Origin of the sequence: Helicobacter mehlei, from assembly GCF_003660265.1 — a bacterium.
GTDB lineage: Bacteria > Campylobacterota > Campylobacteria > Campylobacterales > Helicobacteraceae > Helicobacter > Helicobacter mehlei.
Genome location: NZ_QXQP01000004.1, coordinates 41,721 through 64,451 on the forward strand (window position 1 = coordinate 41,721; position 22,731 = coordinate 64,451).

General features: G+C 44.4%; 18 protein-coding genes. 3 read left to right on the forward strand and 15 right to left on the reverse strand.

Annotation, left to right across the window (positions count from 1 at the left end; translation table 11 throughout):
* The first annotated feature begins 78 nt into the window (after positions 1–78).
* On the forward strand, positions 79–882 hold the full coding sequence (locus tag EAO36_RS02180; RefSeq protein ID WP_120955648.1) for a DNA-methyltransferase: 804 nt from the start codon (positions 79–81) through the stop codon (positions 880–882).
* Positions 883–1,046: 164 nt separating this feature from the next.
* Positions 1,047–1,304: an endonuclease VII domain-containing protein gene (locus EAO36_RS02185; RefSeq protein ID WP_235852345.1), complete on the forward strand. Its 258-nt coding sequence runs from the start codon at positions 1,047–1,049 to the stop codon at positions 1,302–1,304.
* Positions 1,305–1,556: 252 nt separating this feature from the next.
* Here EAO36_RS02185 and EAO36_RS02190 read toward each other — a convergent pair whose 3' ends face one another.
* The 15 genes from EAO36_RS02190 to EAO36_RS02260 all read right to left on the reverse strand — a co-directional run bounded on the left by EAO36_RS02190 (position 1,557) and on the right by EAO36_RS02260 (position 21,516).
* A complete protein-coding gene (locus EAO36_RS02190) occupies positions 1,557–2,957 on the reverse strand; it encodes a tetratricopeptide repeat protein (RefSeq protein ID WP_120955649.1) in 1,401 nt (466 codons plus the stop codon).
* A gap of 55 nt (positions 2,958–3,012) precedes the next feature.
* Positions 3,013–6,246 (reverse strand): carbamoyl-phosphate synthase large subunit, encoded by a 3,234-nt coding sequence (gene carB / locus EAO36_RS02195; RefSeq protein ID WP_412779206.1) that lies wholly within the window; start codon positions 6,244–6,246, stop codon positions 3,013–3,015.
* An 89-nt stretch (positions 6,247–6,335) separates the two neighbouring features.
* A complete protein-coding gene (locus EAO36_RS02200; RefSeq protein ID WP_120947772.1) occupies positions 6,336–7,118 on the reverse strand; it encodes an SMODS domain-containing nucleotidyltransferase in 783 nt (260 codons plus the stop codon).
* 2 nt (positions 7,119–7,120) lie between these two features.
* Positions 7,121–7,609 carry an SLATT domain-containing protein gene (locus EAO36_RS02205; protein ID WP_162983051.1) on the reverse strand — a complete coding sequence of 163 codons (489 nt, stop codon included), beginning with the start codon at positions 7,607–7,609 and terminating at the stop codon, positions 7,121–7,123.
* Positions 7,610–7,692: 83 nt separating this feature from the next.
* Positions 7,693–8,652 (reverse strand): BspA family leucine-rich repeat surface protein, encoded by a 960-nt coding sequence (locus EAO36_RS02210; RefSeq protein ID WP_120947775.1) that lies wholly within the window; start codon positions 8,650–8,652, stop codon positions 7,693–7,695.
* A gap of 49 nt (positions 8,653–8,701) precedes the next feature.
* A complete protein-coding gene (locus tag EAO36_RS02215) occupies positions 8,702–10,096 on the reverse strand; it encodes a restriction endonuclease subunit S (protein ID WP_120955651.1) in 1,395 nt (464 codons plus the stop codon).
* On the reverse strand, positions 10,063–10,299 hold the full coding sequence (locus tag EAO36_RS02220) for a restriction endonuclease subunit S (protein WP_162983245.1): 237 nt from the start codon (positions 10,297–10,299) through the stop codon (positions 10,063–10,065). The genes EAO36_RS02215 and EAO36_RS02220 overlap by 34 nt, the downstream gene beginning before the upstream one ends.
* On the reverse strand, positions 10,269–10,589 hold the full coding sequence (locus tag EAO36_RS02225; protein ID WP_120955653.1) for a restriction endonuclease subunit S domain-containing protein: 321 nt from the start codon (positions 10,587–10,589) through the stop codon (positions 10,269–10,271). Before EAO36_RS02225 ends, EAO36_RS02220 begins: the two co-directional genes overlap by 31 nt.
* 97 nt (positions 10,590–10,686) lie before the next feature.
* Entirely contained in the window at positions 10,687–13,452 is a 2,766-nt protein-coding gene (locus EAO36_RS02230) for a restriction endonuclease subunit M (protein ID WP_120955654.1), read from the reverse strand.
* 133 nt (positions 13,453–13,585) lie between these two features.
* Positions 13,586–15,250 carry a GmrSD restriction endonuclease domain-containing protein gene (locus EAO36_RS02235; RefSeq protein ID WP_120955655.1) on the reverse strand — a complete coding sequence of 555 codons (1,665 nt, stop codon included), beginning with the start codon at positions 15,248–15,250 and terminating at the stop codon, positions 13,586–13,588.
* Positions 15,251–15,253: 3 nt separating this feature from the next.
* Positions 15,254–17,062 (reverse strand): flagellar hook-basal body complex protein, encoded by a 1,809-nt coding sequence (locus EAO36_RS02240; RefSeq protein ID WP_120955656.1) that lies wholly within the window; start codon positions 17,060–17,062, stop codon positions 15,254–15,256.
* A 2-nt stretch (positions 17,063–17,064) separates the two neighbouring features.
* Positions 17,065–18,219, reverse strand: coding sequence for a flagellar hook assembly protein FlgD (gene flgD, locus EAO36_RS02245; protein ID WP_120955657.1), 1,155 nt, complete (start codon positions 18,217–18,219; stop codon positions 17,065–17,067).
* A 49-nt stretch (positions 18,220–18,268) separates the two neighbouring features.
* Complete coding sequence (gene fliK, locus EAO36_RS02250; protein ID WP_120955658.1) at positions 18,269–19,531, reverse strand: flagellar hook-length control protein FliK; 1,263 nt, start codon at positions 19,529–19,531, stop codon at positions 18,269–18,271.
* Positions 19,491–19,703, reverse strand: coding sequence for a hypothetical protein (locus EAO36_RS02255; protein WP_120955659.1), 213 nt, complete (start codon positions 19,701–19,703; stop codon positions 19,491–19,493). Before EAO36_RS02255 ends, fliK begins: the two co-directional genes overlap by 41 nt.
* A 46-nt stretch (positions 19,704–19,749) precedes the next feature.
* On the reverse strand, positions 19,750–21,516 hold the full coding sequence (locus EAO36_RS02260) for a BspA family leucine-rich repeat surface protein (RefSeq protein WP_120947781.1): 1,767 nt from the start codon (positions 21,514–21,516) through the stop codon (positions 19,750–19,752).
* 483 nt (positions 21,517–21,999) lie between these two features.
* On the opposite strand from EAO36_RS02260, the gene EAO36_RS02265 reads away from it, so the two are divergent.
* Positions 22,000–22,692: an outer membrane protein gene (locus EAO36_RS02265; protein WP_407925301.1), complete on the forward strand. Its 693-nt coding sequence runs from the start codon at positions 22,000–22,002 to the stop codon at positions 22,690–22,692.
* Positions 22,693–22,731 lie beyond the last annotated feature (39 nt).

The following is a 22,731-nucleotide window of genomic DNA, read 5'->3' on the forward strand; positions in this document are numbered from 1 at the left end:
CATTGTCTTAGCTTAGGGGTATTTATCCTAACTATGCCTAGTGCGTGTATGATGCCCTAGATGATGTAAGGGAATATTATGTGTAGTGATTTTTTCAATCGGCTGTATGCTGGTGATGCGGTGGCGTTTTTACAAAGCCATGTGCCTAGTGATAGTGTGGATATGGTTTTGACTTCTCCGCCCTATGATGATTTGCGTAACTACAATGGCTACACCTTTGAGTTTGAAAAAATCGCCCATGAAATTTTTAGAGTCCTGAAAAAAGGCGGCGTGGCTGTGTGGGTGGTGGGCGATAAAATTAGAAATGGCAACAGGAGCCTCACCAGCTTTAAGCACGCCCTCTACTTCCAAGAAATCGGGTTTAATGTGCATGATGTGATGATCTATGCCAAAAAAAACACGCCTTTTATGCGCTCGAATGCCTACACCAATAGCTACGAATATATGTTTATTTTTTCTAAAGGCAAGCCCAAGACCTTTAACCCGCTTAAAGAGGCGACTGCAAGGCATGGGGTAGAAATGCTCGTAGCAAATAAAAAAGCCGATGGCAAAAACCACAAAGTCCCACGAGAATTAAAAAAAGAAAAAACTAGGACCAACATTTGGTTCTACGCTGTGGGTTTAGGGGGCACGACCAACGACAAAGAAGCCTTCAAGCACCCCGCCACTTACCCAGAACAACTCGCCCAAGATCATATCTTATCGTGGGGCAATGAAGGTGATATTGTGCTCGATCCCATGTGTGGGAGTGGCACGACTTGCAAGATGGCGTTTTTAAATAAAAGAAATTTTATCGGCATTGACATTAGCCAAGAGTATATAGAGTTGGCACAAAAACGCTTGGATAAATACATGGGAATTTTTAGTGAATATTCAAAATAATAGCTTTGTGATCGCCACAAAATCCTTGGGCCATGTCTTAAAAAACTCTGTGGGGGTGGTTAGGGCACTCAATGGAAAATGTGCTTTAGTGTTGTTTAACAGATGCCAAAGGCAACAAAACAACAAGACCAAGTTGCAGAGAGTGCCGTAAAAACATTGATGGCATGAAACTCTTGCCTGCAGAAAAAGCCAAAATGGACGCAAAAGCCCCACCTAAAGGGAGTGTCTTTGTCTGCCCGATTTGCGACAAAAGGAGCATTGTTGGGGTTAGCGCGCAATTAGTAAGAGATCACGACCACCAAACGGGCAAGGGCAGAGAGTGGATATGCGATAGTTGTAACACGGGGCTAGGCAGATTTAAGGACAATCCAAAATTCTTAAAAAAAGTGATCGAATATCTTAAAAGGTATAAAGGTGGTTAATTTCAAAAATCCTTAAAGCTCATTGCTCTTTTTTACTAACCTCCACCTGCGTTTTAGCACGCCCTATAGTGTGTTAAAAAGATAGCCTGCTCAACAAAGATTTAAAGTTTTTCAAAAGAGAAATAGACTCATGGGTCTTACCACACAGCCCATCGAGTTCAAGACTGACACGATGAGATCGCTAATATATCCCTACTTTCAGCCTACTCATCAACCGCTAAATCCAACTTAACCTTAAAGTCTATTTAGAGCTTACATAAAAATTTTACATAATGTCTTCCCCAACTCCACAATTCCTCCAGCGATCACCATTTCAGCTATTCTACCAATAGATTCCATGTATGACCCAGAAAAAACAAACCACTTAAGCTCTTTTTGGGGTGTCTTGTCTATTCTTGCACACAAGTCTAAATTGTATTTTGCTTCCATCACTCCCATATCTACAGCCTTCTTAAAATATTCAAAAGCTTTTTCATCATCTTGGGGTGTGCCACAACCACGAGCATACATAGCTCCTAAGTCATTGTGAGCACGCGCATTTCCGCTATCCGCCGCTTTCTTAAAATATTCAAAAGCTTTTTCATCATCTTGGGGTGTGCCAATGCCATCTCTATACATGCGCCCTAAGTTGTAGCAAGCATTGGGTTCTCCAACTTTTGTGGCTTCTTGAAAATACGCAAAGGCCTTTTGGACATTTTTAACAACTCCACTACCATCTTCATACATGCAACCTAGGTTATTGTAAGCACTGGCATCCCCCATATCCGCTGCCTTTTGGTAGTATGCAAAGGCTTGCTGATTGTCTTTTGAAACACCTCTACCATTACGATACATATGCCCCAAATTATTATAAGCAGGTGCAATTCCTAGATCAGCAGCTTTTTGATAGCACTCCAAAGCTTTTTGGTAGTCTCGAGCAACTCCACTACCATCTTCATACATGCAACCTAGGTTATTGTAAGCACTGGCATCCCCCATATCCGCTGCCTTTTGGTAGTACGCAAAGGCTTGCTGATTGTCTTTTGAAACACATTTTCCTTGATAGTAGATAAAACCTAAGTGGTTATAGGCTTCAACATTCCCTAAATCTACAGATTTGTGGTAGCACTCCAAAGCTTTTTGGTAGTCTTTAACAGTGCCTTGACCATAGTAGTACATAAACCCTAAGTTATTATAACCCTTACTATCCCCCATATCCGCCGCATTTTTGAAATGCTCTAAAGCTTTTTTGTAGTCCTTGTAGGTCCCCAGTCCATTGTAATACATAAAGCCTAAATTAATGTGAGCCAAAGCATTCTTTGCCCCCTTCACATCCACCGCTCTTTGGAAGTATTCCAAGGCTTTAGAGTGATCCCGTTCAACACCTTGACCATTAAAATACAAGTCCCCCAAGTTGTTGTATGCCATAGTGCGGACTCCAGCATTTCCAGTATCCGCTGCCTTTTGGAAATATTCAACGGCTTTATTATAGTCTTGAATAGTGTCTTGATCACTGCAATACATAACCCCTAAATTATAATAAGCCTCGGGAATTTTCATATCTGCCACTTTTTGGAGACATTCTAGAGCTTTAGTGTAATCTTGATTGCGATGAGCCTCTAAAGCAATGGAAAAGTATTCTATCCAAGAATTATTTTCATCGACTCTTGCCATCTTCTCCCTTATTTTAAATTAAAACAACACCATCTATTTAGTTGGCAGTGCTTGATTATGTATTCTGCAACTCCTGCAAACTCACGGGGGGGTTGTGCTTGAATTTGGAGTATTCAAGAAGGCTTAAAAGCACCTTTTCTACGGCCTTAAGCGTGGTGAAATAAGAGATTTTGTTTTTCAGCACCTGCATGCGGATGATCTTAGAGTCCTCGCTCACCCGGTCGCTGGTGTTGATCGCCATGTCTATTTGCTGGTTTAACATAAAATCCGAGATATTGGGGCGGCCTTCAGAGATTTTCAGCACCTGCACGCTTTCTAGCCCCTCAGCTTGCAGTGCTTTATGTGTGCCGGTGGTGGCGTAAAGCTTAAAGCCCAAACTAACAAAGGCGCGCATTAAAGGCATCGCCCTTTGTTTGTCGGCATCTTTGAGCGACACAAAGACATGCCCGCTGTGCTTGATTGGGTTGTTACACGCAAGCTGGGATTTATAAAAGGCTTCGGCTAAGGTGTGCCCCACGCCCGCCACCTCGCCCGTGCTTTTCATCTCAGGCCCTAGCACCAAATCCGCCCCATAGAGTTTATTAAAGGGAAACACGCTCTCTTTGACAAAGACATAGTTTAAAGGCTTGGCTAAAAATAACCCCCCGCCTTTATTTTCTAGCCCCTTCATCTCCTCTAATTTCTGCCCCACCATCACCCCAATCGCCATCGCCGCAATGTCTAGCCCAAGTGCCTTAGACACAAAGGGCACGGTGCGCGAAGCTCGGGGGTTGATCTCTAGCACAAAGAGTTGGTTATTCTTGTAGGCAAATTGGATATTCACGAGCCCCAATACTTGTAAGCCCAAAGCGATTTTTTGCGTTTGGCTATAAACCTCCTCTAAAACCTGCGGGCTTAGGCTTGGGGGGATAAAGCAAGTGCTATCGCCTGAGTGAATCCCGGCCGGCTCAATATGCTCTAGCACGCTACACACAAAGACACTTTGTTGGTCGCAAATGGCATCCACATCTAACTCTAGCGCGTCCTCTAAAAAGCTATCCATCAGTAGGCTAGTTTCAAAGCTGTAGTTTTCTATGTAGTCTAAACACTCCTCTTTGGTGCGTAAAATCCGCATTTTTGCCCCCCCTAAAACAAAACTAGGGCGCAAGATGAGGGGCAGTTCTAGCTGGTTTAAACACTCTAGGGCTTGGGTCTTAGAGTTGGCGCATAAGCCCTTGGGGTAGGCAATGTTTAAGCGATCTAAAAGTCTATGGCATAAATCCCGCTCTTCGGCAATTTCAATGTTCTTAAAGGCGGTGCCTAGCAAGGGGATATTTAGGGCTTCTAAGTCTTTGGCAATTTTAAGCGGGGTTTGCCCCCCAAAGCCCACCACCACGCCCATTAAATGCGCCCTCTCTCTTGCCACAATCTCTAGGACATGCTCTAAAGTGATGGGCTCAAAATAGAGCGTATCGCTGGTGTCATGATCGGTGCTGATCGTCTCGGGGTTGTTGTTGATGATGATGGGGCTTAGTCCCATTTTTTTAAGCGCAAGGCTAGCGTGCGTCAAGGCGTAATCAAACTCCATCCCCACCCCGATTTTATTGGCACTCGAGCCAATTAAAATCACCTTTTGGCGGGTGGATTTGGGGGGGTTGTGGTGGCTAGGAAAGGCGGGGGCGTAGGTGCTGTATAGGTAGGGCGTGGGGCTTTTAAATTCATTCGCGCTCAAATCCACTTGATACATTTTAGGGTGCAAGTCTAAAGCCTCTCTAGTCCCTCGCACCTCTGGCTCGCCCACACTTAAAAAGCTGGCGATCAAAGCATCGCTTAAGCCCATGCTTTTAAGCCTAAATAGGGCGTTTTTGTCGCTAAGTAGGGCATTACCCGCCTCTTTGAGCTCTAAGAGGGCTTGCACGATTTCGGCTATCTCGTTTAAAAAGTAAGGATCGATATAGCATAAATCATGCACCTCATCTACGCTTAAACCATCGCTAAAAGCGTGCATGGCGTAAAGTAAGCGTTTAGGGTTGGGGCGGCGTAGTTCTTTTTTCAAAAATGCCAAATCTAGGGGGCTCTCTAAAAAGACGCGCAAATTCTTTAAAAGATAATCACTCTCTAGGGCTTTCATCAGGCTCTCTTTAAAGCTCCCCCCAATCCCCATCACCTCCCCAATGCTTTTCATAGAAGTGCCTAAAGTGCTATCCACTTGGGGGAATTTCTCAAAATCAAAATGCGGGATTTTGGTGATGATGTAATCTAAAGTCGGCTCAAAACAGGTTGTGCTCTGGGTGATGTCATTTTGTATCTCTTCTAAAGTGTGCCCCAAAGCTAACAGCGTGGCGACTTTGGCGATGGGAAAAAGGGTCGCCTTACTAGCCAGCGCGGAGCTGCGGCTAACCCGTGGATTCATTTCAATGACTAATAAACGCCGATCTTTAATGGCAAATTGCACATTCGCCCCCCCCGTATCCACCCCCACCGCCCTAAGCACGGCAAAGCTAGCATCGCGCATGCGTTGGTATTCTTTATCGGTCAAGGTCAAGGCAGGGGCTATGGTGATGCTGTCCCCGGTGTGGATGCCCATCGGATCGACATTTTCAATACAGCACACGATCACGCAATTATCCTTGCAATCGCGCACCACCTCCATTTCAAATTCTTTACAGCCTAATAAGCTCTCTTCAATCAAGATTTCATTAATGGGCGATGCCTCTAGGGCGAATTTGGCTAAGTCCCTAAACTCCTCAATGTTGAAGGCAACGGAGCTCCCCTCCCCGCCCAAAGTAAAACTTGAGCGGATGATGCAAGGAAAGCCCACTTCTTTGACCACGCTTAAGGCCTCCTCCTCGCTGTAGGCATACCCCCCCTTGGGTAAATCTAGCCCGATACCAAGCATACATTCTTTAAACGCGCGCCGATCTTCTGCCTTTAAAATGCTCTCAATTTTCGCGCCTAAGAGTTTGACATGTTTTAGCGCCCCCTCAAAATGCCCCTGCTGGTGCAACTCCACCATGATATTTAACGCCGTCTGCCCCCCCATTGTGGGTAAAATCGCCTCGATGTTTTCTTGCTGGATAATTTTGAGCACATTGGCGGTGTTGATGGGCTCAATGTAGGTTTTATAGGCAAGGGCTTTGTCCGTGTTGATGGTGATGGGGTTGGAGTTTAAAAGCACCACTTCATAGCCCAAGCTTTTAAGCGTTTTAAGGGCGATGCTAGAGGAGTAGTCAAACTCGCACGCCTGCCCTATGACAATGGGACCCGATCCAATGAGTAGAATTTTCTTAAATTTTTGCATAAGCGGGATTATAGCAAAAGTTGGGGCTTAGGGTTTTTAGTGATAGCGTTTGAGGTAGATGATCCGCTAATCTCAAAAAACCTTTTCTGTGTTGCCTCCTACTCAAAAAGGTCTTTCAGATACTCTTCTTGATCGTGTCTTTTTGCTTTTTGTGCCCGTTCTTGCAAACGCTCGATTTTTTTGCGTTCAGATTGTGGTAGTGAATCCAGCTTAATGGGCAAGTACTCACAAAAACTATAAAAATACTGCGCCAGATTACCCCAAAAGCATTGTTCCACAATCCACTTTTCCAGTTCATAAGAATCATAAATACGACCCTGTTTGACATTCCAAATTTTAGCCACCCTAACCAAGCGTCTTAGGGTTTGTTGGTTACTAAGCACTCCATCTAGATCATTTGGATTTGTGTATCGCCAACTGCTATACTCCCTATCCTTACCGGGATCAGGTATTTTGTAGCATTCGCTAGACATCTTTAATGCTGGCACTAAATCAAATTTAATGTGGTTTAACTCCAATACGACTGCAGGATAGCTTTGGCGACTAATTGATCTTGGGTATTTCGATTCCGCAAAATCTTTAAGGTAGTTTAAATAAGTTTTTGGCTTTGGATTGTCCCGATCGTGTGGGTCACCCTCAAATACAACCATCAAATCAACATCTGAATTATCATCAAATTTTCGCGGAATGATGGTCCCCCTCTTGTAAGAACCAAAGATAAAACATTCCCGGAATGTATCGCTATATTTGTCTTTGTATTCCTTAAAATAACTTTTCAAGAGAGTAACTATATTGCTAATAGAAGTTTGAATTCTAGCTTTCTCATCCCCTCCCACAATCGCCCTCTTAGCCAAATCTTCCAAATAGCTATTGACACCCATGCTTACTCCTTATCTACCTGGTATATATGGGATTCTCTTTGTATTTGTCTCCCTGCAAGCCAATACCCAAGCCACGAGATGGGTAAGGACTCTTTATTAAGCACGCTTTTTTCAAAATTTAATCTTTTAAGATATTCAATCTGTTTCTCTATATCCATATTCTTAGATCCAAGTTCTGCGAAAACTCTTGCCTTATCCCTAAGAGCTAGGTATTGGTTGCCACAACGAGAGTGGGCAAGATGCTTTTCCTGTGTCCTTAAAAAGATTAAAAACACTGTTAAAGATCCGGAGATAATAGAAAGTACACTAAGCCATATTTTGTCAAGATTGCCAAATGTGAAAGTTAAGGTGATGCAAAGAGACACACTGGACAATAACATTAAAGCATACTCAGCATATCTCCACATCATGGCACTCTCCAAGTGCCCTTTGGCAGAGAAACTCACATCCTCATCAATTCGCTTAAGTTCTTTGCGGATATTTTCTAACATATTCTGTTCCTTACACCCCCTTGCACACCTACACTTCGGACAACTTAACATGGTAACTCCGCCTAATAATACTCAAAGACCTTTTAGGCGCGATACCAAATGGGGAGTCTAGTGAGGCTGTTTTTGCCAAAAAACATATATTCTGTGTTTGTTGTGCTGGATACATTCCAATTATCTAAAGGTTGGCTAAAAGAAAAGCTGTGAGCAAACATGCTACCCATAGTTCTCACATTAGATACATCCCAGCTGTTTAGCGGTTGGTTAAAGGCTTTGCAACCAAAAAACATTTTTTCCATATTTGTTACCCTAGACACATTCCAATCATTGAGCGGTTGATTAAAATTATCACAACCCAAAAACATACCCCTCATGTTCGTTACTTTGGATACATCCCAATGATTAAGAGGCTGGTTGAAGTTTCTGCAGGAATCAAGCATTTTTTCCATATTTGTTACTTGAGAAACATCCCAAGTTTCTAATCCCTCATAACTTTCTCTGTGAGAATGTTGAAACACTTCGCTTAGATCTGTCAGCCCCCCAATATCAATCTCGCCTAAATGCACGCTTTCATCGGCGACAAGGGCTTTTAGCTCCTCCTTGCTTTGGGGGCAATATTTTTTAGCCATCGCTTTGGGTGTGGCTTTGGGGCTAGTGGGGGCGTTTAGGCTGGGGTGTGCCTTTAGGCCAGTCAGCACGCCCTCTAAATCCAGCACGCCCTGCTCCAAGCTGGCTAAAGCCTCCAAAACCTCCTTAGCACTGCTAGCACTCTCTAAGCTAGCTAGGGGTGTGGCAGTTTTAGACTTAACGCGTTTCAAGCTGATTAAAATTTGTTCTAACTGGGTATCGTCCTCTAGGCTGGCGTAGTGCGTGTCTAGGGCTTGGTTTAAATGCGCTAAAGCCTCTGCTAACGCGCTAAATTTGGCGTGCAATTCTTGAGCCTCTGCTTGCACATCTAGCCCCTCTTCTAACACACTTTTACTCAAACGGCATGCGCGTTTGGTGGTTTTGATCTCTTGTTCTAATTTTGCTAATGCCTCTTGCATGGGACTCCTTTATTGAAAGTTTTGCATGGGGGGATTATAGCAGGCATGGCTATAGACTCAGATATTTTTTTAGGAGTACTTCTTGTTGTCCCTCCAAAGACTTCATAGTATTTTCTAGGGTGGTGCGCTCTTGCTCGATCCTAGCGATCACGCCCACGATTTGCTCTTGCGCTTGCAAGGGCGGGAGGGGGATTTTAAGGCTATAAATATCGTTGCGGTTAATCCCGGGCACGCCTATACCTATCCTCGACTTTTCTAGCTCTAAGCCTTGCAACACGAAGTAGAGTAGCTTGATATTGTAGGGCAGCTTTGTTTCTACATAAAAGGTTGTATCAATGGGGTAACAATCTTTTTCGCTATAGGTTACCTTGCCTGCTGAACCTTTACGCCCCACAATGATACAAGGGGCTTTGACAAGGTAGGTATTGTGGTAGCCTACAATCCCGTTTGAGCCCATTACGGGGTATGTGCCTTCTTTTCTCCTGTTTTCTTGTAGGGCTTTTCCATATTCTAGGCTACACACCGCCCCCAATTTGACAAAATCCCACCCACCGGCTGGGGGTGTGGGTAAATTGTCTAAAAGCGTGGCTAGGGAGGGTTTTAGCCCTGCTTTTTCTAGGGCGTGGGTGAGGAGGGTAAGGTAAGCTCTCTTTAAGGCTTTGGCGTGCTCTAAATTATTTAAGATTGCTTTAAGTTTTTGCGATCTCTCTCTCTCTCTCTCTCTCTCTTTGCCTAAAAACTCTTGTAAGATTTCTTGCTCTTTGCCTTGTAGGGTGGCGATCTCTTGGTCTAGGCGGGCGATTTCTTGCTCAATTTGGGTCAATACGCTGATGATTTGTTCTTGTGCCTCTAGGGGCGGGAGGGGGATTTTAAGGCTACGCAAATCCTCATTATAAAGTCTTTGGATAATCCCACCCGCTGTGCCCTTTAAATTCCAATCTGTCGTTTTGTAGAAAAGGTGTAAAAACGCATTGCTGATAAGCTTTTCATCTGTGTCTATCCAAACAATATTGGAGTCTTGAAAATAGGCAGGCTCGCCGTCATAAACGACACTTTTACCGATTGTGCCTGCCGCTGAAATGAGGATTTGCCCTTTTTTGGGGTAGGGGTAGTTCGCCTTGTAGTGTTCGTAAATCTCGGGCGAAATGTAGGCATCGGCTTTGCCCCCAAAAGTGCCTATTTTGTAAAAGGGGATACCTTTAAAGGGGTTTGTTTGCTCTTTCATAATCCTTTTACACATGCACACCTTGCCTAGTTCCCCCAATTTGACGGAGTCCCACCCTTTAGCTGGCGGGCTAGGCAAGTTTTGCACTAGATTTTTTAGCTCCTCTAGCTTGGGGTCTATGGGCGTGGGGTTTGTTAGCTCTAGGTTAAGGCGCTCTAGGTTTTCTAGGATTTTAAGGGCACTTTCTACCCCCCCCCCCCCCCATTTTTCGCCCCGCACACTCCGCAAGCCTCTAGCACGGCTTGAATCAAGGCTTTATACTGCTCCACACTCATACGCACCTCAGCATAGCGTTTCTCTACTTGGGCGCATTCTGTAATGATTTGCTCTTGCACCTCTAGGGGGGGTAGGGGGATTTTAATCTCCTCAATGTATTTCTTGGCGATATTCCTTAACGCAATGCCCTTAAACCCCGCCTCCAAAAGCTCCAAATTGTGGCGCAACACCAAATAAACATAGCGTAAGCGTAAATCGGGGCTAGCCCCTTAAAAATGTAAGTGTGGTCTGAGCTAGCAAACTTACCTGTAGAATAGTGGATATTGGCACTCCCCCCGTCCCCAATAATCAACGCCTCTATGTCAAAGTCGTAAGCATCGCATTTATACGCCTCTAAAGAGGATTTATAAAAATCAATCGCGCCTTTTGGGTTTTCAAATGAGGCGGGGCGTTTGCCCTTACCCATACTCTTTAAAACCTCCCCCAATTTCACCAAAGGATACCCACACCCCTCAAAGGGGTTTAAGCTGGCTTGTTTGGGGTTTAAACTAATCGTTCTATCTACACTGCCTTAGAAAAGTCTATCAACTCCCTTAAGGGCGTGCTAAAGAGTTGGTAACCTGCGGGGTCTGGGTCCTATAGGGGCTTAAATTGGGGCGGGGGGTGTTGGTGCGCACCGCGTGCATAAAGCTTTTAAAGGCATAGGCTAGTTTGGTGGGGTCCTCTGGGTCTTGGGGGTTGTAAAGGGGGGTTTGTATGTGCTTGATACTTTGGACATTGCCTAGTGCCTCGCTCTCTAGGTCCTCTGTTTGCGCGCTGGTGTATTTGATGCCCTCATCGCCCTTGCGCTTGCTCCAATCATAGCCCAAGAACTCTACAATCTTAGCCTTGTTGTTTTTATTATCGCTCTTTTTATCCGGAGGGCTTTTTAGAATCAGCACCTCTTCGCCCTGAATGAGGGCAAAGAGGCGCATTTTTTCTAACTCTAGGGCGTGCATTTGCTCTAGGGCTTGCTCTCTTTGCCATGCCTTTAAGGTGTCTTGGTAGTCTTTGCTTTTAAAATACGCGTTTTGTTGGGCTTTGCCCTCTTGCTTGGGGTCTTTGGCATAAAAGCTAGAAGCTTTAAACCACTCTTGTTTAAGCCCCTCTGTGGGGAGCTTTTTTTTAAAGGTTTTGGGCTCTTTACTCTCAAAATCGCTAAAATACTCGCTAAAGCTCCGCTCTAGGGCTGGATTTAAGTTTTTGTCCGTCATGAAGGCTTTAAAGTCCGCATAAGGGTAGCCCCTAAAGGCGCAATATTCTTTTAAAAACTCTGTTTGCTTGAAGTCTTTTTCAAGCTTGTTTTCTTCAAAATTGGCTTTAGTCAGCGCGTCCAATAAATCGGTGCTGTATTTTTGCGCCTTTTGGGCGAATAAAATGATGGTCTGCGTGCCCGTGCTCCCAAAGGTGCGCGAATTGAGTTCCACAATACAGAGCAGTTTAAAATGCTCTAGCAAGAGGGCGCGGGTTTTTTCATACAGCCCCCCCTTTTGTAAGACGCTCACAGGCAAGATGAGCGCGCATATCCCCCCCTTTTTAAGAAAGTGCAAAGCGCGCTCTAAAAAGAAACATTCAATGGAGTTATTGTTTTCATAGCTCTTGGGGTCAATGCCACTTTTTAGGCTAAAGGGGTTCAGCGCGCTAGGCTCGAGCGTGCTTAAAAAACCTTTCACAGAATAGGGAGGGTTGGAGAGAAGGCAATCAAAGCTTTCTAGCTCAAAGCTTTTAGCATATCGGGGGGCGATGAAGTCTAGCGCGTCTTGAAAAATCACTTGGCTTTGGCTTTTGGGGTTGTGAAAAATGCAGGCGAGTTTGGCGACTTTGGAGAGGTCTTTGTTTTTCTCAATGCCATGTACTTTCGCGTCCTTGTGGCGCGCCATAAACTCGGTTAAGAAATGCCCCGCCCCACAAGCAAAGTCTAAAACTTTGGGGTGATTTGGCAGGGGGGGCAAGGAGTGGATGATAAAATTAGTGATGGGCGTGGGGGTGAAAAAACGCCCTTCGGTTTGGTGGATGTGGCGGTTTAAAAAGCCTTCAAATAGATCGCCTAAGAATTGGTTATTTTGGCTTTGGCTCAAGTGCAGGTCGGCGATAAGCCCAGCCACTTGCACGAGGACTTTAAAGTTGAGGTAAAACTCTTCGGAGTTTTCCACCTCAATAAAATTAAACTTTTTGATGTTGAAGTATTTTTGTTGATCAAAGATGTCGTCTAATTTTTCTTTAAACTTGCCTTCATAACGCTGGGCTTCTTTAAAGAGATCGCCAATGGCGCTTTTTTTAACATTGATGACCTGTTTATTAAAGAGTTCTTTAATGCCCATTTCATAGAGGTTTAAAAGTCTGTCGCAGTACAAAAAGGGGTTGTCTGAGATCACGCCCTTGTAGGTGAATTGTAGGTCATTAGGGTTTTTGATTTCATCAATCACCTTACACAAGAACAAATCCACAAGGATATAAAAGCTGTTTTCGTAATTGCCAATAGAATGGTGGCGTAAAATGGTGGCAAATTCGTGGTAAATGCTTGAGATTTGATCGGCAGAGACGGCGCGTAGGTCCTCAAGGCTGTATTTTGTTTTGCCAATGTTGTAGGCTTGGATGTCTTCTTCAAAAATGCCCTTCGTGGTGAAGGCGTTTGAATAGGTTTGACTCCAGACTTCAAAATAGCTTTTGGCGTTGGTGTTGGCTGGATCGCTAAAGCCGCGTTTTTTGTCCTCCTGCTTACAATCGCGGTTCAAACGCTCTAAATGTTCGGGATTGTCCTGCATAGAAATTAAGCGCATGTCAGCTGTGTGCGCGTCTTTGAAAGTGAGTAGGCACAGGTAGGGGATTTTATGCACGGCGTAATAACTAAAGAGCTGGTCGCCATTTTTGAGCGTGGCGTTCCATGCCTTGCTAAACTCATTCCCATAAGTTTTATTTTCAATGAGCACAAGGGGGTTAAATTCTTGATTGAGCACTAAAATATCCCCATAAACTTGTTGGTTATGCCCCACTTTAAAGGTGGGTTCTAAAATGATGTGCTTTGGGGCGTATCCCTTTTCTAGGAGCTTATGCACCGCCACCAAACACACAAAGTTTTCATTAGAGCTAAAATTAGTCGTGGTGTTGCGGTGGATAATAAAGCCTGTACTAGGATCATCATTGCTAGGGTAATCGCCCTCTTTAAAACGATGATCTAGGGGAGAGTAGGCGATTTTTTTGTGTTTGAAATCTACGCAAATTTGGGCGTTATTGGGGTAAGTGTATTCAAAAACCTCGCCCTTGCGTGCTTCAAAGCCTAGAGAGTTTAAGATGTCTTTTAAGTTGTGTTCGCTGATCACCATGTCCCTTTAAAAAGGGGTATTGTAGCTTAAAGGGGATAAAAAGACTCAAATTTATCCACTAAGTCTAGCTAGCGATCTTGGCCAAAGCTCCTCACTTTGGGGAGCATACTTTTTAGCCCTCGTTGGAAATCTAGGTTAGTTCTTTGATCTTCTCTAATATCTTTTGGGCGCGCATGTGCAAAAAGGCTTGGTAGTTTTCTAGAACTTTGGGGTTAGCCAAATCGATTAAGTGGGTTTGCAGGGTTTGATTAAGGTGTGGATTACTTTGGTGGTATTTTTCAATGTAGATTTTAGGCGGGCTGTCCTTGATTTCTTGGTTGAGCTTGGCGCTTAAGAAGGTGATATTGGCGATCACATCGGCGTTAAAATCAGGATTGAGGTGTTTTAAGTGGTTTTTGGGGTAGAAGTGGTGGAGATTGCGTTTTTTGCTCTTGGTGGTGTCGCTCACAAAGAGGTTATCTAAAAGAACTTTGCTATTGTTATCAAAGTCGCAGGGCTCTAAGGTCGCTAGAACGCATAAAATCCCCCGGTGAAAACCGTTTCTGATATTGATCTTCTCTTCCATTAAAAACTCTTTGGTAGTAGTGCGAGGCAATTCTTTTTTAAAATCAACGGGTTTTTCCTTGTGAATCTGCTCGACCAAACCTAATTGTTTTAAGAGAGTGTCGCCCGTTATGTTATTGCTGAAAAACATGCTACGGAACAACAAGCATCTTAAATTGGCAATTTGCTTGGCATTGGGGCTTTTATGCTCGCTTAGGGCAAAAAAATACGCCATGAGCATGAGCGAGCCCACAGAGGGCAAGAAGTCAAAGGAGGGGATTTTAAGATCGTGCTTGAGCAAGTGGGCAGCATGGATAAAACAAGGGGCGATAAAATCCCATGTTTGTTGCACCTTTTCGGGTTCTAGTCTTAAGATAGTGGCGATAGCGATTTTTTTAGTTAAATTCTCTTGGATATTGGAACGCAACCAATACGAAATGAGTTGCAAGACCACCATAGGGTGGTCAAAAGCATAGTCTAACTGGTCAAGCTCGGCACGCAAGGTCCTAAACTTGGCTTCTAAATCAAAACCCGGATGGGTGATGATGGTTTGGGTGGAATCGGTGCTGGGGGGGATGTAAAACTTGGCGCACATCACTTCAAAGGGGGTTAATTTTGTCCCCCCCGTGTTGATACGGGCAAAAACCTCAACAATTTTATCCAAAGAGGCATTGGTGATTTCAATCACGGGGAAGCGGTATTTTTCGATTTTCTGTTTAAACTTTTCAAAGCGTTTTGCTTCTTGTAGGCTCAAGTTGTATTTTTCTTGTATCTCCAAAATGCTTTGGCTGATGAGGTCATACACGCTCACCGCCACCTCGTTAGTTTCAGCTTTTGGGTCGCGCACAAAGCAAAAATCCCGCTCTTCGTCGGATTCTAGTCTTAGCATGATGTCCTGATAGTCATCCGCTACTCTAGGACTTCTTTGCACCCTGAGACCCTGATAGATCATAAAAAGTGCGGTGATCCGTTGTTGCCCATCTAACACATAATAAATCTCACCCGCCTTGGGCTCTTTTAAAAACACTTGCCCAATCTCTTTATTGGCCTGTAAGCGTTCTTTTGTGCGCCACACCACAAAACTCCCCGTAGGATAGCTCCTAACCAAACTATCGATGAATTTAGCAACCTGATCTTTCTTCCACACAAAATCCCGTTGGAATCTAGGGATTTGGTATTCCCCCTCTAGCAAGCAATGGATGAGCTCTTGACAATCCTTCTCGCTATAATTACAAAAAAAACCCTCTTGCATGCCCTACTTCTTCAAGTTGATCGCCTCTTTGACCAAGTCATCCCCTGTGGTGAAGGCCTTAGCGTTCATCGAATAGCCCCTTTGCATCAAGATCAAATTTGTTAAAGATCGCCCCGCATCCACATTGCTACTCTCCAAATACTTGTGCATGATCTTGCCAAATTTGAGCTTGCCATCATCGCGATCCCAGCCTATAATCGGGTTACCGCTCAAGGGGGCAGCCCGTCCATTGCGGGTGGTGTTCTCAATGTCAAATAAATTACTCCCCACTTTTTTAAGCCCTTGATCGTTGGTGAAGGTGGCGATCCCCACACGCCCCATCGTCTCAATCGCGCCATTGCTGAAGGCCAAATGAATCACGCCATCATCATCAATGCGCATGTTTTGCAACAAACCCTTGGGTTTGCCATCTTGAGAGATTTGGATAATTCGCGAATCTTCATAAGGTTCATCACTGGAGCTATAATCATCGCTCTTATCAATGGAGTAGGTCAAGGGGTTGCCCTTAAAATTCAGAGTTACGGGCTGGGCGTGCATTTTGCCTGCTTTATCAAAGCTGATTGTTTGGCGTACTGATTTGGGGGTGATGGGCGTTTTATCCCGCATCTCCAAAATGGAGCTTTCCACATCCCATTTTTCTTCTGTAGGCGTGGGGCTTAGGGGGTCTTTGGTGCTGGTCATAAAATAGTCGCTTTTGAGCAAATACTTTTCCCCCCCCTTGTCGTAAATCTCAGCGGTGGTGCTATAAAAGGGGATGCGGATGGGCACGGAATCTCGACCTTCATTTTTCTTTAAGATCATGCCATTGGCAATCCAGCCTAACTTTTCTGCCATGTGCCCGCCGATAAACAGAGTCGCTTCTGGGTCGCTGGGGTTTTTGATCTGCAATAATAAAGGCGAGATCACATCCCCGGGGCGGCTTTTGACAACATCTAAATCTAATTTCGCCTTGCTTTGGAGTAATTTTTTCAGATCGCCCAAAGTCCTAAACTCATTGTTTTCAACCCCCCCTGTGCCGTATTTAAAGACTAAATCTTGCGCCATGTCGCCCTTGACGATCATGATCTCTAAATTCCGATGCACGGGCAGATCTAAAGACTCGTTGTCATCATTGGCCAGAGCGTTAGCATCTTGATTTAAAAAGCGATCGTTAATCAGCTGCCCGTTTTCATCTAACAAATATTGCTCGGCGGGGCGGACATGGTTTTTAGGGTTGAGATTCACACTCATATTCACTTTAGTCGTTAAAACGGGCTGGTATTGCACATCTCTTGGCAAATACAGCGTGCTAAGTTTGCCACTCTTTAAAATCTTGGCTTCCTCATCTGGATTGCCCGCCATCAAAACGCCATTTTTAATCTTGTGCAAGTCGATGCCATAGACATAATAGCCATGGGCATTCACAATATAGCCATCAGCATCCCGTAAGAAATTCCCATCTCGGGTGTAAAAATTCTCTTGAGCTTGTTTGTAGCCATCCTTGTTGATCTCCATCGTGCCGTTTTTATTAGGTCCCACAATAAACCACCCGCTCCCCTGATAAGCCATGTTAAAATCTGAATCGCTGGGCATATATTCGCCATCTTTATCTGAGATGGCATTGCTCCCCGCTCTCACCCCAAAGTTGCGATCATCGGCGGTGATGTTGCTACTCCCAAGTGAATCTAGATGCGCTGAAAAGAGCGATTTAAACTCGGGGTTGTTGGCTCGGTAGCCCACGGTGTTAATGTTGGCGATGTTGTTAGACAAACTATCGATGCCAAATTGGTGGGTTTTGATGCCTGAATAGGCGTTGAGTAAGGTATCATTCATTTTTAACTCTTTTGTGTGTTAAGCCCCTGAAATAAGGGCGGGCGTGTGGGACTAGCTATCTTTGGATGCTCTTGAGCACTTGGGGTGTGGTGTTCTTGAGGCTTGGGGGTGCTTAGAGTTTTAGGCGGGGTTTGGGGGCTAGCTTGTGCGGTGGAATTTGTTGGCTTGGTGTGGGTGGGGCTAGCTTGTGCGCTTGGTTGCTTGTGGGGCTGGGTGGGTGTGTTAGGGCTTTTAGTGGGCGTGCTTGCTTGGGTGTTCTGGGGAACTTTTTGGGGCGTGCTCTGCGTGTGGGTTTTAGATTGCACCAAGTGGGCTAAACCCTCCCGCTGTTCTTTTTCTTGGCGGGTCGTGTTTTTGTCATAAAACTCTAGGGCACTATCCATAGGCAAGATCATCTCCCCCATACGCAACATAGGCTTGCCCTTGTCAAACACCACGCTTTGCACCTCGCCCCGCCCGATACGCGTATGCAAGTATTTATTGGTCTTGGGGTCTAAATTATATTGTGCGAACACCTCATAAGTGCCTGCCTCTACGGGCTTACCCTGTGCATTCAGCCCGTCCCATTCAAACTTGACATAACCTTGCTTGCCACTATCCCCCTTTAAAGACAAAGTGCGGACTAATTGCTTATCTTTGTCATAAATTTGGACATCTGCCGTGCCTTCAGCGGTGTTAATGGGTTCATCAAAGTAGAGTGAGAAATCCACCTTGCCCTTAGTAACATTGATCCCCTTGACATCGGTTTCAGCGATCTTGCCAATCATGGTTACGCTGTTTAAGCCGGAGGCTTGAGTCATGACCGCATTGCTTTTGAGCGTATTATCCACGCCCTTATCTAGGTGCTCCAAAGTCTCCTTAAGCTTGCCCTGAAAATCCTTGAGAGATTGGTTGGTTGCCTTGGTGGATTGCATCGCATCGGCAACTTCCTTCATCGCCTTTTTATTCTCCTCTTGCATTTCCACTTGGGTGAGTTGTGCGGTTTGGCTGATGATTTTGTCTGTCTCCATGGGGGCTGTTGGGTCTTGATTTTTGAGTTGCTCCAAAAAGAGTTTCATAAAAGCGTCTTTGTCTAGACCATTGGCGATTTTAGGCTCGTGTTTTTTCTTTTCCATCGCCGCCTTTGCGCCGGTTACCTCTGCTAAATCAATTGGCATGACCGCCTCCTGAATCTAAATGTCTGCCATTATACCCAAAAGTCTTTAATCATGCATACTGGGGTAGACCTACCTTGTTTGGCTCTTGAGGGGAGTTGGGCTCATCATTTTTGATGGGTTGGGGATTTTGCTGGGGTTGGGGATTGGCAAAGTGCCCTTGTTGTTGCTGTTGTTGCGCACCTTGTTGGAAGCCCCCCCCCTGCCCCCCACCATGGCTACTAAAACTCAAATTAACATCGCTAAAGCCCATCTGTGCAAGATTTTGGCGTAATTCGTTTTGATAAGAGGAGAGTAGAGCACTCACGGGGGCACTAGAAGCCACACTCACCTGTATATTCTTGCCCACCTGTTGGATCACCACATCCACTTTGCCTAATTTATCGGGGTTGAGCTCCATAGAAAGTTTGGTGATAGGGGGCTTGAAGTCTAGGAGTTCTTGGCGTAGGGTAGTGGCAAAATTTTTCAAGGTCTCCTTAATTTGGGGGGCTTGGATTGGGGATTTGCTCTCTAGATGGGCATTATGGGCGTTGTTGTGGGCACTCTCAATGGCTTTGGGCTTAGAATCCTCATCGCCCTCTTTGGAGATGGGATTTTGTGCAGGTCCATATAAAGGCAAGCGGTTGGGATCAAAAGATAGGGGGATAAATGTGCGCTTGGGTTTTAAAGGACCCTCTAAGGCTTGCTTAAATGCTTCTTTGATCTCGCGATCATTGGTGGCATTGTCCTTGATGGGTGCATGGCGGGGCATGGGTTTTTGCTCTAGGAGGTGGGCTAGGGGTGTGGTGGGGGCTTTGGTGGCCTGTGGGGCTGGAGTTTGGGTGGTTTTAGGCTTTAAAAGCTCCTGAGTGGATAATTTGGTTGTTTTTTCAGATTTGTCCATCTCCTCCTTAGAGGTCTTTTTTTGATCCAAATCATCTAAAATTGCCTTGTTTGGATTGACTAGGGGGGTGTTTTTGGCAATCTCTTTGGGATTGATTTTGCCAAGAGTGTTTTTTTCCACATCGCCCTTATCATCTTTTTCATGCTTGATTGTGCCCAATTTTAGTTGCTTGGCACTCTCTAAGTTTTTGATGTCTGAAAGTTTGGCTTGCTTGCCATGGAGTTTAACATCTTTAGGGGCTTTGGCGTGCTGGAGCAAATCCAAAGGGGGTTGTTTTTTGCCAAGCTTTTCGGGTTTTTCAGGCTTGAGTTGGGTGTTTTTCTTGGAGTTGAGTAAATGGGCTAGGGGGCTATCAGGGGCAATGTGCTCGGGTAGTTTGTTTTTGAGCTCTTTAAGTTCCTTGCCCTTTTTGGGGACTTTTTTTAAGATCAACTTTGGGCTTGTCTGCTTTGGCCTCTGTTTTTTTGCCGTGTTCTTTCTTTTTGAGCTCTAAGAGTTTTTTAAAAGCATCCTTGCTTTTTTCGGAGGTTTTTTTATGGCTGGAATGTGTGGGTCCCTTGCTGACAACTTTTGGTGCTTCCACATGTGTAGGACTGAGTGCCACGACCATCCTTTGATTTTTGACTCATGCAAGCAAACTCAATTCCACTCTAGGTGCAACTGCCCGCGCTTTTAAAAAAAGACTTGCTCAAAAACAAGGGTGTACTTTTCATCGCTTTGGCATGGAAAAACATGCAACGCACATCGGCTTTACGCAAATCCCACGCACTCAAGTCCTGATTAAAACTCTCAGCATAAGCAAACATCTTATACATGCTCATCACTCCGCTTGTATCCCAGTGGTTGAGGGGGTAGTTAAAACTCTTGGCGTAAAAAAACATCTTTTTCATGTCCCTGACATGGCTGGTGTTCCAGTGGTTCAAAGGTTGGTTAAACAAAAAAGCACCATAGAAAAGATAGGACATATTAGAAACATGCGAGACATCCCATGATCCAATGGGTTGGTTAAAGACACCGGCATATTTAAACATGCCCTGCAAATTCTGCGCGCTGGAGAGTTTCCATTGGGTAATATCGCCGTTAAAATCATAGGTCAAGCTGAACATATAGCTCATGTTTTTGACATTTCCCACATCCCAATTATTGAGGTCTTGTTGGAAATGCTTGCACCCATAGAACATAAAACTTGTATCTTGCGCGCTCTGGACTTCCCAATCATTTAAGGGCTGGTTAAAAGTTGCTAAGGCAAACATCGCCTTCATGTTTTCAACACTGCTGGTATCCCAATTACTTAAAGAGACATCCACCTCGCGCCCCATAAAAATCCCCTCCATATTTTTAACATGGCTAACATCCCAAGTTTCAATGCCCTCCAAGTTGGCACGCCCGCCCATCGCATGGCATTTGTTGTAAAAGTCTAAGATTTGGGCGTATTCCTTGTCCTTAGTCTCCCATAAATCCCCGCTTCTAATGGGTAATTGTTTGATGCGCGCATAGACATTTTCTTTATCGCAGAATAAATAACTCATATCCTCGATCAAACCCGTATTAATGCTGGCTAGAGGCACGCTATCATCTTGGAGCAACCGGATGAGTTCTTGTTTGTTTTGGGGGTAGTGCAAGAATTTAAGCACATTGGGGGGGGTGGTAGTTGGGGGATCGGTTCTCAAGGCATTTTTTTGCTTTAAAGCACCCTGAATGGGCGTGCCTAAAAAAATGCCCTGAGTATCTGCCCTGTCTAAATCCTGCCAATGACTCAAATCTTGCTTAAAACTCTTGGCATTGGCAAACATGTAGCTAAAATTCTGTGGGGGCTTGCCTATGCGTTTTTGGCGATTCCATCTGGATAAAGGCTGGTTAAAAGACTTGGCATGGTAAAACATATACCTAAAATCTACCCCGCTAGAAGTGTTCCAGTTGTTGATGGGTTGGTTAAAACTGGTGGCATTGGCAAACATGTAGCTAAAATCTACCCCGCTAGAAGTGTTCCAGTTGTTGATGGGTTGGTTAAAACTGGTGGCATTGGCAAACATGTAGCTAAAATTTTTAACCCGTAGGGTATTCCATTTGCGTAAGGGTTCATTAAAATGCACCTGATTCATAAACATACCCTCCATATTCTCCACATGGCTAACATCCCATTTGCCAATCCCTTTAAAATCTTCACGATAAGCGGTGCAAATCCCTTTTTTGTGCAAAGGTTCCTGCAAGCAAAATAAATAGCTCATGTCTTTAACGTGCTTGGTATCGATCTGTTGGAGAGAGATATGGGGGTTTTGCAACAAAGCCTGCAAACTGGCTTTATCTTTGGGGGTAAAAATAGCGGGTGTGCCCAATAAAAAAGACGCACCCCCAACCAATAGGCTCAAGCACTTCAAACCAGAGCTAACCAGAGAGAAATAGTAATGGACGGACATATGCGCTCCTGCAAATAACCATATCCCTACAGCTTAGTCCAGCATTGTAGTCTCTTATGCTAACATATTAACATTTAATGGAATATAAAATACTCCATTCCGCTTTTAAAAATGTTTTTTGATATTACTAAATCCAATAAACAATATCTTAAAATTTTAGTAAATATTAAGTAATATGATTATACTATCTAATAATAATAAATTGAACATACAAGGACTTTTGTGCGTAGATACAAATATGAAAATTTTAATAAACAAGGGCTTTCTTTTTGTCATCTGCTACTGAAAACATGTCTTTTGAGCGGGATTTGTGTCCCCATACTGCATGGGGTAGGGATTAGAGGTCTAGACAATAGTCCGATGATGGGCATGCCACCCACCAACGACTTAGAAAATGACATGAAAAAAATGGAGAGTGTGGAACATGAACATGAACATGGAGATCACAATCACGAGGTGGTAGCCTCTAAGAACACCCATCAGATCAAGAAAAAAGATGCCCCCATTGGGGAGCTCTCTAATTTTTTCATTGGCTTTAACTACCAAGCCAGTGGGATTCAAAACCAAGTGTTGAGTTCAAATCTCCCACAACCCACCAAAATGACCATGAATTTCCCCCCATTAGTGGGTGTTGGGTTGCAACTGGGCTACAAACAATTTTTTGGCCCCAAAAGGTCCTTTGGATTGCGCTATTTTGTCTTCTTTGATTATAACCACAACCGCTTTGGCTCGCTAAAAGCCGATACAGAGTTTCCATTTGGTGCTTACACCATGACCGAAAAAGATAGCTATGCTGGGCAATACACTTCTAATCTCTACACCTATGGAGCGGGGATGGACATGATTTATAATTTTGTGAGCACTAAGGATTTTATCTTTGGTTTTGCGGTGGGTTTCCAGCTAGCTGGGGATAGCTGGGCGAGTTCTTTACAAAAGCAACTACAAAGCTATGTAAAAAGCAACAAACACTCTAGCTACAGCCCGGCTAATTTCCAATTTTTGGTGAATTTTGCCTTACGCGCTCAAGTTTCTAAGAAAAATGGCATTGAGTTGGGCATTAAGATTCCCACCATCACACACCGCTATTTTAGCTTGACCAACGCCCAAGGCCAAACCCTACAAGCCAATGTGCGCCGTATCTACGCCCTACAAGTGAGCTATATTCGCGACTTTTAATTTTCCTGTTTTTGTTGCCCTAGCATCTAGTGGTGCGCC

Bases quoted from the DNA above. Each gene is read 5' to 3' on its own strand.
- EAO36_RS02200 (WP_120947772.1), bottom strand. From the start codon at position 7,118: ATGGGTGTCAATAGCTATTTGGAAGATTTGGCTAAGAGGGCGATTGTG.
- EAO36_RS02260 (WP_120947781.1), bottom strand. From the start codon at position 21,516: ATGTCCGTCCATTACTATTTCTCTCTGGTTAGCTCTGGTTTGAAGTGC.
- EAO36_RS02180 (WP_120955648.1), top strand. From the start codon at position 79: ATGTGTAGTGATTTTTTCAATCGGCTGTATGCTGGTGATGCGGTGGCG.
- EAO36_RS02240 (WP_120955656.1), bottom strand. From the start codon at position 17,062: ATGAATGATACCTTACTCAACGCCTATTCAGGCATCAAAACCCACCAA.
- flgD (WP_120955657.1), bottom strand. From the start codon at position 18,219: ATGCCAATTGATTTAGCAGAGGTAACCGGCGCAAAGGCGGCGATGGAA.
- EAO36_RS02210 (WP_120947775.1), bottom strand. From the start codon at position 8,652: ATGCAAGAGGCATTAGCAAAATTAGAACAAGAGATCAAAACCACCAAA.
- EAO36_RS02235 (WP_120955655.1), bottom strand. From the start codon at position 15,250: ATGCAAGAGGGTTTTTTTTGTAATTATAGCGAGAAGGATTGTCAAGAG.
- EAO36_RS02205 (WP_162983051.1), bottom strand. From the start codon at position 7,609: ATGTTAGAAAATATCCGCAAAGAACTTAAGCGAATTGATGAGGATGTG.
- EAO36_RS02185 (WP_235852345.1), top strand. From the start codon at position 1,047: ATGAAACTCTTGCCTGCAGAAAAAGCCAAAATGGACGCAAAAGCCCCA.
- EAO36_RS02190 (WP_120955649.1), bottom strand. From the start codon at position 2,957: ATGGCAAGAGTCGATGAAAATAATTCTTGGATAGAATACTTTTCCATT.